The organism is Moorena producens 3L (assembly GCF_000211815.1).
Classification (GTDB): Bacteria; Cyanobacteriota; Cyanobacteriia; order Cyanobacteriales; family Coleofasciculaceae; genus Moorena; species Moorena producens.
Genome location: NZ_GL890841.1, coordinates 69882 through 85498, shown reverse-complemented (window position 1 = coordinate 85498; position 15617 = coordinate 69882). Strand labels below are relative to the sequence as shown.

The following is a 15617-nucleotide window of genomic DNA, read 5'->3' as shown; positions in this document are numbered from 1 at the left end:
TTTTTTTAGGGTCTTTTTTAGAATCTAAGCTATACTTTGACCAAAGGTAAACATATTTTTTCTTGACTAGTATCCTACGAACTTGAGACCCACTTAACTTGATGCCTGTTGTATCTTCTAAATGAACGGCTAATTTTTGAGCTGTCCATCGACCAAATTCATATCCTAATTCTTCGGGTTCTTTTTCGACTAATTCTAATAATACTTCTATATATTGTTTTGTTGCTTTTTGGTGATTGCCTTTCATTCTTTTATCTTTAAGACTCTCTAAGTCATCTGGATCTCCGTGGACACACCAATAACAGACTGTGTTCTTTGAACAACCCAAAACTTCAGCAATTTCTAACTGTGTTTTTCCACTATTCAACAACAGCAAAATTAAAATACGTTCTCTAATATTTCCATTTTCTTCTATTTTTAAGGCTTTTTGAAGTATTGTTTTTTGCTGTCAGATAATTTTTTGCTGGCATATTTCCTATTATTGGGTTATTTATTAATTTTTATTATACCAATTTAAATGCCGAACAGCTTAAAGCGTTTATAGACTTTGGTACTATCTCAAATCTAATTCCTTAAAATGCAATTTTTAAAGAAAGCTAAAGCTTGACAAAAAAACTTGTTTTGCTATATGGTATTTGAGGCTCATATTGTTGGAAGACGTCATGAGCTTGACAACAGTATGAATTAGTGTTTAAAACATTGAATAAACTTGTGTTCACAAGTTTTAATTCAGATAAACATCACGTTGTAGTAGGCAAATAATTGCGGTCGCTACAGAAAAATTAATCAGGGAAATATCTATGACAATATTTGTTTCATATTTTGTTATTATTTATGAACATACCATGGAGGTTGAGCCAATGGATATCATTGATATCGAGGTGCAGGAAACGATTTTCCGAGGCAAGACTATTTTCCCAGTTGACTAACCAAAGTTATTGAAACTATGCTCAATTGCAACAGATTAGGTTGTTTGTGCCAGACCAGCGTATCTCTGGGTAAAGTTCAGCGGTTGAAGAGGGTGATTGTATTAATCACAATCTTTGCTTTACTCGAAATGGTTGTGGGCTTTGTTAGCCACAGTTTAACTCTCAAAGCTGATTCCGCTCACATGCTGGCAGATATTGTAGCAATGAGTATTGCTTTGCTTGCTGCATGGCTGGCTCAACGCTCCTCGAAGTCTCGAAAGCAAATGAGCAATCAACCAATTGAAGTTTTAGCTGGTCTGATCAATAGTATCGGTCTAGTGGCTATGTCTGTATGGATTGGGCGAGAAGCGATCGCCCATCTGCAAGGGACACCTGAGGAAATCCTCAGTTTGCCGATGCTAGTCACTGCGTTAATTGGCGTAGTGATCAACAGCATTAACCTCTATTGGCTAGGGGAAAATACCGAGCAAGATATCAATTTGCGTGGTGCGTTTTTGCACGTACTGGCGGACGTAGTTAGCTCAATCGGCACGATAATAGCTGCTTTAGCAGTTGGGATTTTCAACTGGCCTCAGGCGGATGCGATCATCAGCTTTAGTGTAGCTATTTTGATTGGCTTAAGTACTCTTCCTCTACTGCAGCAAACTCTGGAAAAATTATTTAGGGAATCATCAACAACTAAGACGATGGCGATAGAAAAACTCCCTCAACAGTCAGGCTGGCTAGAGTTAGGAAAGACCGATTTAGTGTCTTTGATAAAACTCAAAGAGGATTGAAAATTCCTGGACAGTTATTGAATTTGATCTGATATTTTTCGTGAATTTTTAGGTAAGCATTCAGCGGTCAGCGGTCAGCGGTCAGTGGTCAGCGGTCAGCCGTCAGCCGTCAGCTTTGTGGCACAGGCTAGAAGCCTGTGACGTAGCCCATCTGGTTGACTGACAAAACTTAATGAAAAGCATAATCGTAGGTTTTTACCTTAAATTCGAGTCGATAGTACCTTTTCTGATGTTGTTTGCGGGAGGCCATGGCTGGGTCAGGGTCGTAATTAGAGGTGAAACGTACCTGATGAATAAGTTTCCAGCCATTGGCTAAGGCAGATTTGACCCACTCCCAACCAATACGAAAGTAGCTGTTGCCTCGAAACCAATGGGTATCGACCCACCGACGTTTGCCAGTCTTGACGACCTCAACTCCAACTGCCGTGACATACAGCGTGGCTACAGCTAAGATAAACCATAACCGAGATAGGGCAGACACAGAACGAATTTTCGACTTGTGCACATTCCAGCCATTGGACTGATCATCCAAGAAGTTTTCTTCAATATCAAATCGCATTCCATATTCCTGCGCATGTTTGGAGGGTCGTCTTTTCATCGCTAACAATCGCCCAAAACTCACCATTGACATTGTTGCGACCAAAGATGAGATGGACCCAACCGTACCTTTGTTCTTTATGCAACCTGACATTGTGAAAGCACAAGGCAGCTCCGTGTTTGAAATGAAAGTCTTGAAGCTGGCACCAGCCAATGCCCTTCCGCCAAATCCAAGTATCCTTTTTCACACGAATCCGATAATGCCAGCCCCATTGAGTAGTTAACCTAATCAAATCGGTGTGGACAAAGCCTCGGTCTGCTAGCAATATCACCTTAACCCCTTCACCGCATAGCCCTCTGCCTTGTTCCAACATTTCCCGATAGTCTTTGAAGGCGACAGAGGCGCTACCATGTTCCATCACCCGCCAGACCACTGGCAACGCTCGTCCCCGATGCACCACCGCCAAGCGCACCAAGCAATACTCATCCCAAAACAACGATGTATCTAAGCTTAGATATAGACACTCTTGTTTCCAATCCGCCAAGGCTGACTGGATCAGGGGTTTATACAAGCGATGAACGTTAATGCGGGCATTGTACAGCCACCGTTGCATCCGACGTTGTTTGCTTTGAGCATAGTGACCACGACAGGGTATGTGGGGAATCCAACGGGTCAAATTAACTTCCGAGGAAGTTACCGTAAGAATAGTGGAGCCTTATTTAATAAGTTTTAACCCTTTTTCTCATAGCCAGTCCCCTATAAAGGCTCCACTATTCTAAGGTTTCGTCTCCTATCTGGAGTAGACCAACCACCATCCATAAACAGGTGGTCAGATGACTCAGATGCGCCCAGTCAGAGGGTTGACCAATCTTTGTCTTCAAGGCATTGTAGAGGCGGGAGTTTATTTTCACAGCATTTTTGGGATGTGAGTGGTTTCTTTCCTGAGAATGCTGGCTCCCCCAACCAGATGTCAATGCCCAAAGCGCCCATCCCTGGTAAGGGGTTCGTGAAATCGCGCTCAACTTTTGTCAGTCAACCAGCGTAGCCCATAAGCTGAAAGCTGAAAGCTGAAAGCTGAAAGCTGAAAGCTGATAACTGATAGCTGATAGCTGATAGCTGATAACTGATAGCTGACGGCTGATAGCTGAATGCTTACTGCGATGCCAACCAAATTTCTCTAGCAGCAGCGTTTCCATAAAGCTTCCTTGGTTCAACCACTAGCAAGGGTTCACCAACATGGTTAGGTAAGTTAAGATTGCTCTCGGGGTGTTGCATCATTGCTGGATGATTTGACAAGTGTTGACTGTCTGCTCTTGGGACTTTTCCTGATTTGCCAGACACTGATAAATCATCTAAATTATCACCAGGCTGGCCCAGGAAATCCGTGACAAAGACTACTGGACGGGAGCTATCCCAATATTCCTGAAGTTTCTGTTTAGTAATCCCGTATTGCGGTTTTGGTCCTGGAAATTCAGGGGGTAAACGATTGAAGCCACTATCTGTCAGAACGAGTACGATCCGATAGGCTGTATTATCTTTGCCTTTAGCCCAACCCGCTGGAAGATCGAAAGATGGGCAAGACAGGGAGGAGGAGAAATTGTTCGGTTCTTCTTTAGTCTCTGGCTTTAGTACTACTTCGTATTTCTTCAATTCTTCTGCTCTGTTCCCTGTTCCCGTCTTGATGCAAAGCGCGAGTGGGGGAAACCACGGCAGTCGCTCATGGGGGAGACCCCCAAGACCGCGCTGCCTCCCCAAGACCGCGCTGCATCGCTGTTCCCTGTTCCCAAGTGCCCTATCCCCACAACTGCCACGAAGTCTATGGTCTTGGTTGAGGTAGTAGCTCATAGCACCAGCAGCTCCTAGTTCTCGTGACCCTTCAAATGTCCAGAGGGTGGATAGTCCTAAGGTAGGATTGGCGGTTTGAATCAGGGTTTTGGCGGAACGGATGTCTTGGAGAGTGGTAAAACTATGGGTAAATGTCAAATAAACGAAGAAGAAGCTGAGGAAAATAGATACGGATGCTGACTTGGCACGTTTCAGCAGCAGGAAAATGCCACCAATCAGAAAACCACTACTAAACCAGAGTGCGATCGCATAAATTATGCCATCGAAGTCTCGATAGTTGGATAATTCTGCTAATTTGCTGACCCAATTGGGATTCCAAAGCCTAGCACTAATCCCCACTAACCCGGAAATAACACCTAAACTACAGAAGCTGACCGCTGCTGCAATTCGCCCCTGTCTCTGCTTCTGGTCTTGGCAACGAGACCACCAACCAGCACATAGGATAATTAGGGGTGGGATACTAGGAATACTGTAATATACTAAACGAGACGATAGGGGAAGAAAGGCGACGATAGGCAGTGTTGCCGCAATGACTAGGAGCAATATCCCTGATGACCTGGAATTTGTGAAAGTCTGGTCACTGGAAGCTTCCCTAAACCCTAGCTCCCTCCCTTCTTGCTTCGGGTCCCAATAGGAATCGGATAACCCTACTGAGGTCTCAAAGCAGGGATGGCAGTTTTGGTTTGTGTAGCGGTAACTATTGGGTTGTTGGCTACTATCTGAGTAGTTTGGTGAGTAGCTTGGCAAGTAGTTTCGGGAGTAGTTTGGCCAGTAGTCCTGCCAAGCGCTATAGAGTGCTTGGGGTAGTACCACTATCCACGGTAGGCACCAGATTGCTGTTACAACTAAATAGCCTATGGCACTGACTTTAGATACTTCATAATCTGGTGGCCATCGGGTATCCGCTATCCGCTTGAGATTTTCGTTGAACAGAAAGTAGTGGAAAAAGCCTGGGTTAGCCTGTTCTACTGCCATAAACCATGGCAAGGTTACTAGAGAGGTCACGATTATTCCTAGCCGAATTCGCAATTGCTGGAATAGTCTCCAGCTCCGTTGTCTAAATGCGATCGCTAAACAACCAATCAGGGGAAATCCTAGGAATACTGGCCCTTTGGTTAAGACACACAATCCTAAAAGACTATACAGACTTAACCAGTAGATCCAACAGTGAGGTGCCCTCTCTAACCGCCACAAGCAATAATAGGTAGCTAAGAGCAAGGTGGCCAAGAGTACATCGATCAGAATCTGGTGGGTAAACACAAACCAGCCAGTAGTCGAGCAAAGCATTAAAGCTGCTAGACGACCAGCGGTAGGATTCCAGAGTTCTCGCGCCCATTTCCAGGCAACTATCGCACCAAGCCAACCGATAATGGCTAGAGGGAGCCGTGCTGCGTACTCTGTGGAACCCCATAGGGTCGTACTGGTTGCTATCAGCCAATAAAGTAATGGGGGTTTATTCAGGTAGGGTGAACCGTTGAGATGAGGCGTAATCCAATCCCCACGTAACAGCATTTCACGGGCAACGCCGCCGAAGTGACCCTCGTGGGGTTCATACAATCCATATCCACTCAAGCCATGAATTAACACCAGCAACCCCAATAGTAATACGATCACGTCACTCCAGCCAGTAGTAGCAGAGGGGATCCGGGCTAATGGTTGATGCTTCAACACAATGGTTAAGGTCAATGATGGGTTGGTATTTTACACCCTAATACCAATATTTTTCAACTTGCTCTAGTAGTATTTGCTTAAAAGCTAGTCCAGCTCCCAATCTTCAATTTGTAGTCCACGAACTCTGCTAAATTCAGCCGTATTATGAGTAACCACAATTAAATTATTAGCAAGGGCGATCGCAGCGATTTGTAAATCATAAGGTCCGATTGGTGTTCCCATAGCTGCTAAATCAGCCCGGATTTGTCCTGCTATTCTGGCAGGATTGCTGTCTAACGGTAGAATCGTAAACTGACTGAAAAATCGTTGCAAAAGTGCTAAATTTATTGACTGTTTGGTACTACGATAAGCACCGTAATATAACTCCATCTCGGTTATGGAGCTGATAAAAATATTCTCTGGTTGTTCGGTAGCAAGGCGAGATGTCACCGCCGGACTGGTATTGTTCAACAGCCGAATGCAAACATTGGTATCCAAAAGGTAGCTCAAAATAGACTCTCCCTGGTTTCAAACTCTTCTTGCTTCCCCCGCTCTAACGGTTCTCCCGCCCAACCCCCAATTACTTCCTCAAAAAAACCAGGCATCCAGCCTTGGGGTGTTTCTAGTTTTAAGGATGATTTTAATGGATTAAAAACCACCATAACTTCTAATTCTTCGTTCGTTATCCCTACTGGAACGTCCAGATGTAAAATACCATCAGACCCCACATGGGAGATTACTTTAATGCTTTCCATCGTGCTTTCTGCGTTATAGAACTTATCCAAGTTTATAGCAGTTCTAAATTGGGTGAGCTACTTCGTCCGGGAAGTGTGGGTCTTGTGGGAGGTGTGGGATGTGTGGGGGCAGAGGAGAGACAGGGAAGTGTGGCTGAAAGGGGTAGGTTTTTTACATCAAGGTCAAACGGTTTCACAACTTGCCTTTTGATTTGGCCTACCCATTTCTAATTTCTTCCGGATCTAGAGAGAGCAATCAAGGATTAAGAAATAGTAGATGCACCCTGACTAATCCCTCAGCTACCCGCTGGGGATTTTTTTTGTTCAATTTTGTCTCAACCAATCTATCAGTTCTAAATTCTTCCGGATCTAGAGAGAGCAATGAAGGAATAAGAAATAGTAGATGCACCCTGACTGATCCCTCAGCTACCGGCTGGGGATTTTTTTTTTCAATCTTGTCTCAACCAATCTATTAGTTCTATGTGGAATAGCCATCTTGGCTGTCTCCTTGGCCTAAGCATTTCTAAATTCTTCCGGATCTAGATAGAGCCATGAAGGATTAAGAAATAGTAGATGCACCCTGACTGATTCCTCAGCTATCCGCTGGGGATTTTTTTTGTTCAATTTTGTCTCAACCAATCTATCAGTTTTATTTGGCTTACCCATTTCTAAATTGTTCCGGATCTAGATCGACCGATGAAGGATTAAGAAATAGTAGATGCACCCTGACTCATCCCTCAGCTATCCGCTGGGGATTTTTTTTGTTTAATCTTGTCTCAAACAATCTATCAGTTTTATTTGGCTTACCCATTTCTAAATTCTTCCGGATCTAGATAGAGCAATGAAGGATTAAGAAATAGTAGATGCACCCTGACTCATCCCTCAGCTATCCGCTGGGGATTTTTTTTGTTTAATCTTGTCTCAAACAATCTATCAGTTTTATTTGGCTTACCCATTTCTAAATTCTTCCGGATCGAGAGAAACCAATCAAGGATTAAGAAATAGTAGATGCACCCTGACTCATCCCTCAGCTAATCGCTGGGGATTTTTTTTGTTCAATTTTGTCTCAAGTAATCTATCACTTTTGAGAAATGCACTCCTGATCAATGCGATGGGTTTTGCCCCGCTACGCGAACGGGTTTCTAAATTGTTCCGGATTAAGATCGACCGATAAAGGATTAAGACATAGTAGATGCACCCTGACTCATCCCTCAGCCAGGGTAAGCGGAAGAAAAAGGGATAACCCATCCTGTTATCGATTCCATAGTAAGGTGTCTAGTCTAAGGTGAACAGAGGTGTAGCAATTGCCCTCTTGAAATTTGGTGTCAGAGTTATGAAAAAAATTCCAACAATTTTTGAACGGGGAGATAATTTTAAGGTTATTAACAAAGTGCGCTCAGGTTGCGAGTGGGTGATCGCTGGCGAAGGAATAGCTACGGAAAAACTTGATGGAACTAATGTACGCTTAAGTGTGGTTTCTGGCAAATGTATACATTTAGAAAAACGGCGTAATCCAACCAAGAAACAAAAACAGCTTGGCATACAAGATGGTTGGTATGTAGATGCTAACTCGGACGATCCAGCTGATCAATGGATCTTTGAAGCGATGAGAAACACAGATCTATCTGACGTACCGGATGGGAAACATTGTGCGGAAGCTTTGGGACCAAAAATTCAGGGTAACCCATTAAAGCTAAAGGAACATATTTGCGTACTGTTTAACTTACAAGCTCCTGTGTTTGAGAATATTGCTAGAACCTTCAACGAACTAAGAGACGCATTAACAGATCTAGAAAGTTTGTATTCCCCTGGGTGCAGGGCAGAAGGAATTGTCTTTCGCCACGAGGATGGACGCCAAGCAAAAATTAAATGCAAAGACTTCTGATTGACGATTGATTATCATTGCCTTTGACATCCCGCTGGATATTTTTGTTATTCAATCTTGTCTCAACCAATCTATCAGTTCTAATTTCTTCCGGATCTAGAGAGAGCAATGAAGGATTAAGAAATAGTAGATGCACCCTGACTCATCCCTCAGCTACCCGCTGGGGATTTTTTTTGTTCAATTTTGTCTCAACCAATCTATCAGTTCTATTTGGCGACCGCGTTTCTAATTTCTTCCGGATCGAGACAGAGCAATCAAGGATTAAGAAATAGTAGATGCACCCTGACTCATCCCTCAGCTACCCGCTGGGGATTTTTTTTGTTCAATTTTATCTCAACCAATCTATTAGTTTGATTTGGCTTACCCATTTCTAATTTATTCCGGATCAAGACAGAGCAATCAAGGATTAAGAAATAGTAGATGCACCCTGACTCATCCCTCAGCTATCGGCTGGGGATTTTTTTTGTTTAATCTTGTCTCAACCAATCTATTAGTTTGATTTGGCTTACCCATTTCTAAATTGTTCCGGATCTAGATCGACCAATCAAGGATTAAGAAATAGTAGATGCAACGTGACTAATCCCTCAGCTACCCGCTGAGGTTTTTTTAATAGACCTCTTGCAAAATTCCAAAAATATCGCTCTTGAGCACTTACTAGGAGCGCCTGCCAGTATAATTATACTGAAAGCATTACTGGACAATACTTTCGGAATTTAAAACCTGTTAGTTTCCGTAAGCATTATAAATTTACGGAAGAATATTAGATATCCCGATGGGTAAAGGGCTTAGCATTCTCACCAACATAAGTAGCCGCAATGTGACCATTACCTGTAACCTTGTATTTGTAAGTCACCAATCCCTCTAACCCCACTGGACCACGGGGGGGCATTTGTTGAGTGCTAATTCCTACTTCTGCTCCAAAACCATAACGGAAACCATCGGCAAAGCGAGTAGAACAGTTGTGGAAAACATTAGCGGCATCCACTTGATTTCCGAAGCTATCTGCTACCTCCTGGTCTTCAGTAACAATTGCATCCGTATGTCTGGAACCATAAGTATTGATATGGTTAATCGCTTCTTCTACAGAGTCTACTACTTTGATAGAAAGAATTAAATCACTGTATTCTGTAGACCAATCCTCATCCGTTGCTACCGAGATTGGGATAATCTCACGGCTAGCTTCATCCCCTCGTAATTCTACATTACGCTTTTTCAAAGCTTCTGCTGCTAGGGGCAAGAAACGAGGAGCAATTGTTGAATGCACCAGCAGGGTTTCAATCGCATTACAAACCGCTGGATATTGCGTTTTAGCATCAACGGTGATAGTTACCGCTTTTTCCAAGTCAGCTGCTGCATCAATATAGAGGTGGCAAATCCCATCAGCATGACCAAGTACTGGGATACGAGTATTCTCCTGCACAAACCGAACAAAAGCATTCGACCCTCTGGGGATAATCAAATCCACATAGTTGTCTAGTTGTAACAGCTCTTTGATTTCTTCTCTAGTGGTTAACAACTGTACCGTTGCTGGGTCAACTGCTGTGGTAGATAATCCTTTATGAATTGCTTTGACTAGGGTTTCACAGGAGCGAATTGCTTCTTTACCGCCTTTGAGGATAACACCATTACCGGATTTAATCGCAAGAGAGGTAATTTGAATTAAGGCATCGGGACGAGCTTCAAAGATAACCCCTAAAACTCCTAAGGAACAAGTGACTCGTTTGAGGATTAGTCCTTGATCCAGTTCTCGATGAATTTGGACATTGCCCACAGGATCACCAAGGTTGCCCACATCTCGCACCCCCTGAATAGCCCCCTTGAGCTTCGTTTCGTTCAACTTCAGGCGATTGTAAAGGGGTTTGGGAATTTTATCTGCCTCAGCCGCTTGGCAGTCTGCAGCATTCGCCGCTAGGATTTCCGGTGCTGCAGCTTCCAAGGCTTGGGCTATTGCCTCAATAGCTTCATTTTTAGCCTTTGTTGAGAGAACGGCTAACTTCTGTGCAGCTTGACGGGTTTTTTGAGCGATCGCACTTAGGGGTATGGATGCAAGTGGTGTAGCTGTCATGGTTTTGATTTTGGAGGCAATACCAATACGTGATCAGCAGTGTAGCAAATTGATGCTCCCACACGGTGCAGGCACTGGCCTTCTTGAGTATTCTTACTTGCCCCAAATCCCCATCATCGACTAAAGCATCACTTATAAATAAGGTTAACTATAATATTAACGTTGGGAAAACGCGATCGCATACAGCTGCTGTGGATAGTAGTAAATAGCTTACGCAATTCAGCCATCGATACCCCTTAGTTGGTCGAGCTGTGATCTAACAGCAACAGACTCAGGGGTTATTTTTTTTGTGTAACAGCTCAAAAGCGTTTCCCAGCTACATACTAGTTGCATCACCTGTTACCAGCTCGCCTTACCCTGAAGTTATACATTTTGGTTAACTTTGCGAAAACCGGTACGCATACAGCCGCAGGGCAAACGCATCTAATAATTTTTTTAGTCCTGTATTATAGTATTTTATAAATTAAAAAAACACTATATTTGGAAAGTATCTTCTCAACAAGCACCATAAGCCAGGATTTATTGATAACTATCCCCGGTTACCCAACAAGATGCGTTTGCCCTGAGCTTGTTTGTCACCCTTTCGTTGTCACACAAGGCGATATTTGTATAATTCCCTGTAGATTTCATTGCACTGGGAAAGAAGGTCATCAAAGCGCTCCGGGATGGCATCGTTTTTGGGTTTGTAGGGGTGAAACCCGGTTGAGTTTCTCACCGTGTCATACCACTGATATTTAGACCAAATATCATCGGTTGGGTTGCCTTTAGACCAATTTAACATCGCATCTGTAAATTCAACCTCTACCGCTTCGCAGAGCAAGGACAAAGTATGGCGTGGGTTTTCCTGTAGGTCACGGGCATCGATTACCGGCGGAATGAGACCTGAATAGTCACGGACTATTTCAAACAATTGCTTAAGTCGTGGCATCCCTATGGTGTCCAATGTCGGATTAGGCCATAGCCGAAGATAAGATAGGAGCATCTCCTGAGGTTCACGAATCAGAAAGCAGTTGGTCAATTGGGGAACCCAACTAATGTCGATATGGGGTAGGAGTCGATATATCATAAACTTTTGGTAATAGATAGATTTGTCGTTTGGTATTGACCCGGTCGTCACTTGCTCTACAATCTTGACCCAGTCTGTTTCATAACGGTTGAGCACTTCGTCCATTCCCGGGTCTTTCCGACCAGTGACTGAAAGATAATGTGGATAAAACGGCTCGTCTTGTACAAAGGTATCCGGGCGATTTCCCCAAGAACGTAGTAGAACTGTCGAAAGACATCGTGGACTAGCCCACATGGCGATGCGTTTCAGTTGATTTGCCACTAAATCAATCTCCTTTCCTCGAATCAAGCAATGATAAAATTTAGCGATTATCAAGCGTTAATCATCAATAATTAAGAAGCATACCATTTTTGTACATAACACTTTTAATTAGGGTTTTAAACCCCAGAGTAAACGCAAGAATCAATAAGCCTTGCTCTATATCACATTTTGGCTCAATTTTTCTTGCGCTTACCCTGTTCCAAACCCTAGTATTATCGTTAGTTTTAGGGATAGATTTACCAAATTGGGATGTTCCCATCAATATATTACTTACGGCTTGTAAAAAAAAAATTTTTATGGTAATAAAATTATGACAAGGATTCAAATATCAGAGCCGGAGTAATCACATAAGGAGCAAAAAGATTCATAGCGTGCAAGTGTTGGGAGGGTCAGGAGGGTAACAAAACCATCCACAAGCAACACGAACAACTAAATCTGTTGATGAACCGCCTATATGAAAAGTAACGGCCACTATCTCCAATTCTGAAGTGTACCAGGTTCATGTTCACTCATACATTCAAACTGTAGAGGGAGGAAAAGTCCTTCTCAGAGGCCAGATTGTTGTATCCTAAAAGTCAGGACTTGAGATATAATCAATCATGGCTCGATTCATAAAAGATGACAACCGCACAGATGAACCTAAACTACTTCATCATCTTGAGTAGGTAGTTTTAGCGATCGCTTTTTTGCAGGGAGAGTGAACGGTTAAATAGTAACAATTGTCCCTGTCAGGTCTAACTCGTTGATTTGGACGGTGATGTTGCTAATTTCGCTAGATTGGGATGTAATAATATGGTAAAATAAACTATCATAAATTGATGGTTTAAAATTATAAATTGGAAATAATCAATGATTGAAGTCAACAAAATTCCTAATAAAGGAAGGGGCATTATTGCGACACAGGATATTCCCCAAGGAACATTAATTGAAGTTGCTCCTGTTGGTATTTTTTCTATAAACAAAATACCAAACATAAATGAAACGGAAATATTCAAGTATTACTTCGTAAAGCCGTTAGAGTATGGCAAAAGTAAAAATGTGACTGGATATCTTGTTTTTGGTTTAGCTTCTCTTTGTAATCACGCAGAAAACCCGAATGCTCGTGTGGACTGGATCGAAGATAAAATTGGTTTATGGTCACATTTGATCGCAGATAAAAATATTAATAAAAGTCAAGAAGTTACATTATTCTACACCAACATTGATGAGTATGCTGATGCCAACAAATTTGTTTAATCATTGTTAGCAAGTCCTGTGATATTTTTCATAAATCCTGATCTAATTTTCTGAGTCACATAGATTTAGTGTTTTCTAAATTTCAAAAACACTTTACCAGCTCGCCTTACCCTGAAGTAATACATTATTTTGGTGAATTTTTCGAAAACCCTTACCCATACAGCCGCTGTGGATAGTAGTAAATAGCTTACGCAATTCAGCCATCGATACCCCTTAGTTGGTCGAGCTGTGATCTAACAGCAAGACACTCAGAGGGTATTTTTTTTGGAACAGCTCAAAGGCTTGTCCCAGCTAAATACTAGTTGTCTGATGTCTGAGCAACCTTACGCTGAAGTTATACCATTGGTTAACTCTTTGGTTAACGTTGGGAAAACCCGTACGCATACAGCCACTGTGGATAGTAGTAAATAGCTTACGCAATTCAGTCATCGATACCCCTTAATTCCTCTGTCTGTGATCTAAGAGCAAGACAGGGGTATTTTTTTTGTGTAACAGCTCCAAAGGGTTTTCCAGCTACATACTAGTTGCCTGACGTCTGAGCAACTCCTCTTACTATCAACTTATACCTAAGGTTAACTTTCCGAAAACGCGATCGCATACAGCGGCTGTGGATAGTAGTAAATAGCTTACGCAATTCAGCCATCGATACCCCTTAGTTGGTCGAGCTGTGATCTAACAGCAACAGACTCAGGGGTTATTTTTTTGGGAACAGCTCACAGTAATAGGTACTATAGCTACATAGCAAAAAGCATAAATTGACTTTTGCCACAGACTCAATGTTAATTTTAACTACTCACATCAGCCAATAGTTCCATTTGAGCCTAAATCTAAGATGCTCTATAACTATATAATTGTCGGTGCTGGTTCAGCAGGTTGTGTCCTTGGTGACATACTCCCACACTGACTCTGCTCTTACAGAGCCGCTCCGCGAACGAGTGAGCGTGTGGGCTTCTTGCCAACTCCACCCAACGGTTAGGATACTCGGCAAGCTTTATTAACGACACGGGATGACCCTCCGCGCCGGAACAATACAAAAAAGTTCTATTTTTAGTTAGTAGGTGGCGGTTAGCTCTTAATTTGATAAACCCTACTGTTTTTTAGTATAGACGAAAAATAAAATATCAAAGTTCCTGTCCGCCATTCATCCCACGCCGACCTTTCGGCAAAGCCGACGCGGGGCGCGTTCGGTGCGGACGTGGGGCATAAGCGCGCATGAAGCTAACCGCCTCACGGAAAACCCCAACACTAGAGTATTGCTACTGGAAGCTGGCAAGCCAGACCGCGAGCGGTCAATTCACATCCCCATCGCCTTTCGCGCCCTATTCAGAACTGAATACGATTGGAGTTACTATACACAACCCCAAAGCAATCTGAACAACCGCAAATTGTTCTGGCCCCGTGGCAAGGTTCTAGGTGGCTGTAGCTCTATCAACGCCATGATATATATTCGAGGTCACCGCTGGAACTATGACCACTGGCACGAATTAGGGAATAAGGGGTGGAGTTTTTCTGAGGTGCTGCCCTATTTTAAGAAAGCCGAAAACCAGGAAAGGGGAGCGTCTGAATACCATGGCACTGATTGTCCGCTCAATGTCGCCAATTTGCGCTACACCAACCCCCTATCTCAGGTGTTTGTCGAAGCAGCTACAGAAATAGGCTTGGAAAACACCAAGGACTTCAACTGTCGGGAACCAGAAGGAGTAGGATTTTATCAGGTAACTCAGAAAAACGGTAAACGTCATAGTACCGCTGCTGCTTACTTAAAACCCTGCCGCCCAATTATCTAACTGATCAAACAGATTTACAGGTTTTGCTTACTGGCATCAAGCTGTGTCGTCAAATACTTCAGGCGTCAGCATTTGAGACCTTTCGGGGGGAGGAACTTTTCCCTGGAACTCAAGTCGAGCAACTCGATGAAATTGCTGCCTACATCCGCGATACCGCTGGCACATTGTATCACCCAGTTGGAACTTGCAAGATGGGGAATGACCCAATGGCAGTGGTTAACTCCCGCCTGCAGGTACATAGTATAGAGGGGTTACGAGTTGTAGATGCCTCAATCATGCCCACTATCGTTGGTGGTAACACGAATGCCCCAACCATAATGATTGCCGAAAAAGTAGCTGATTTGCTGATGGAGGAAGAGCCAACACCATTTAGGAATTAACCCTTAAGTTTACCCATCATTTCTGCTTCATTCCAGTAGGACAAAACCTTTTGAATCTTACCGTCATCATTAATTTCAAAAACACTGATGCCTTCAGCAGTAGCCTCACGACCATTCTTAGCAGACACCTGCATCCTCCACTTTACCGCTGCTCCATTGCCAGCAATAAAAATTTGCTCTTGTGAGATGTCAAAGCTGTTAAAGAAGCTAGACAGTAGTGCAAAGAACTTCTCCGAGTCCTCAGAGACGTTGATTGGTGGCTTTCCCACTGGGTCATAAATCACTGCATCTTCAGCAAAAATCTCTACCCAGCCACCTGGATTCATGGCTGCCATGTTAGCAAAATAGACATTGATGACTGATGCGATCGCTTCTGTTGACATAGTTTCCATCTGACTTCACCTTTATATTATCGGTTAAATTCTGCCCTTAGCGAATAATCCCAGCCAAAAGGCAAAAGGCAGA

At 43.1% G+C, this 15617-nt stretch carries 12 protein-coding genes and 2 pseudogenes; 4 read left to right on the top strand and 10 right to left on the bottom strand.

What is annotated here, in order from left to right; genetic code table 11:
- A pseudogene (locus tag LYNGBM3L_RS47155) lies at nucleotides 1–470 on the bottom strand (IS630 family transposase); the annotation flags it as partial.
- 476 nt (nucleotides 471–946) lie between these two features.
- On the opposite strand from LYNGBM3L_RS47155, the gene LYNGBM3L_RS09170 reads away from it, so the two are divergent.
- Entirely contained in the window at nucleotides 947–1705 is a 759-nt protein-coding gene (locus LYNGBM3L_RS09170) for a cation diffusion facilitator family transporter (protein ID WP_008181676.1), read from the top strand.
- Nucleotides 1706–1874: 169 nt separating this feature from the next.
- On the opposite strand, the gene LYNGBM3L_RS09165 is transcribed toward LYNGBM3L_RS09170, so the two are convergent.
- From LYNGBM3L_RS09165 to LYNGBM3L_RS09140, 6 genes are all read right to left on the bottom strand, one after another.
- Entirely contained in the window at nucleotides 1875–2264 is a 390-nt protein-coding gene (locus tag LYNGBM3L_RS09165) for a hypothetical protein (RefSeq protein ID WP_008181674.1), read from the bottom strand.
- Nucleotides 2254–2919 (bottom strand): hypothetical protein, encoded by a 666-nt coding sequence (locus LYNGBM3L_RS45585; protein ID WP_008181673.1) that lies wholly within the window; start codon nucleotides 2917–2919, stop codon nucleotides 2254–2256. Before LYNGBM3L_RS45585 ends, LYNGBM3L_RS09165 begins: the two co-directional genes overlap by 11 nt.
- 94 nt (nucleotides 2920–3013) lie before the next feature.
- The gene (locus LYNGBM3L_RS43110) at nucleotides 3014–3154 is read right to left on the bottom strand and encodes a hypothetical protein (protein ID WP_154659722.1); all 141 of its coding nucleotides are present in this window, start codon (nucleotides 3152–3154) and stop codon (nucleotides 3014–3016) included.
- 241 nt (nucleotides 3155–3395) lie between these two features.
- A complete protein-coding gene (locus tag LYNGBM3L_RS09150; RefSeq protein WP_008181670.1) occupies nucleotides 3396–5774 on the bottom strand; it encodes an ArnT family glycosyltransferase in 2379 nt (792 codons plus the stop codon).
- A gap of 69 nt (nucleotides 5775–5843) precedes the next feature.
- Nucleotides 5844–6248 (bottom strand): type II toxin-antitoxin system tRNA(fMet)-specific endonuclease VapC, encoded by a 405-nt coding sequence (vapC, locus tag LYNGBM3L_RS09145; protein ID WP_008181669.1) that lies wholly within the window; start codon nucleotides 6246–6248, stop codon nucleotides 5844–5846.
- The gene (locus LYNGBM3L_RS09140; RefSeq protein WP_044492511.1) at nucleotides 6245–6493 is read right to left on the bottom strand and encodes a hypothetical protein; all 249 of its coding nucleotides are present in this window, start codon (nucleotides 6491–6493) and stop codon (nucleotides 6245–6247) included. Before LYNGBM3L_RS09140 ends, vapC begins: the two co-directional genes overlap by 4 nt.
- Before the next feature lie 1312 nt (nucleotides 6494–7805).
- On the opposite strand from LYNGBM3L_RS09140, the gene LYNGBM3L_RS09130 reads away from it, so the two are divergent.
- Nucleotides 7806–8357, top strand: coding sequence for an RNA ligase family protein (locus tag LYNGBM3L_RS09130; protein WP_008181664.1), 552 nt, complete (start codon nucleotides 7806–7808; stop codon nucleotides 8355–8357).
- Nucleotides 8358–9117: 760 nt separating this feature from the next.
- Here the strand turns inward: LYNGBM3L_RS09130 and LYNGBM3L_RS09125 are convergent.
- Together LYNGBM3L_RS09125 and LYNGBM3L_RS09120 are read right to left on the bottom strand one after the other, a co-directional pair.
- Nucleotides 9118–10422 (bottom strand): glutamate-5-semialdehyde dehydrogenase, encoded by a 1305-nt coding sequence (locus LYNGBM3L_RS09125; protein ID WP_008181659.1) that lies wholly within the window; start codon nucleotides 10420–10422, stop codon nucleotides 9118–9120.
- Between the two features lie 589 nt (nucleotides 10423–11011).
- Nucleotides 11012–11749, bottom strand: a complete 738-nt coding sequence (locus LYNGBM3L_RS09120; protein ID WP_131826886.1) for a sulfotransferase-like domain-containing protein — start codon at nucleotides 11747–11749, stop codon at nucleotides 11012–11014.
- A gap of 849 nt (nucleotides 11750–12598) precedes the next feature.
- Here LYNGBM3L_RS09120 and LYNGBM3L_RS09110 point away from each other — a divergent pair.
- Nucleotides 12599–12985 carry an SET domain-containing protein-lysine N-methyltransferase gene (locus LYNGBM3L_RS09110; RefSeq protein WP_008181653.1) on the top strand — a complete coding sequence of 129 codons (387 nt, stop codon included), beginning with the start codon at nucleotides 12599–12601 and terminating at the stop codon, nucleotides 12983–12985.
- Between the two features lie 1187 nt (nucleotides 12986–14172).
- A pseudogene (locus LYNGBM3L_RS50200) lies at nucleotides 14173–15152 on the top strand (GMC family oxidoreductase).
- Here LYNGBM3L_RS50200 and LYNGBM3L_RS09100 read toward each other — a convergent pair.
- The gene (locus tag LYNGBM3L_RS09100) at nucleotides 15149–15544 is read right to left on the bottom strand and encodes a nuclear transport factor 2 family protein (RefSeq protein WP_008181649.1); all 396 of its coding nucleotides are present in this window, start codon (nucleotides 15542–15544) and stop codon (nucleotides 15149–15151) included. The pseudogene LYNGBM3L_RS50200 and the gene LYNGBM3L_RS09100 overlap by 4 nt on opposite strands.
- Nucleotides 15545–15617 lie beyond the last annotated feature (73 nt).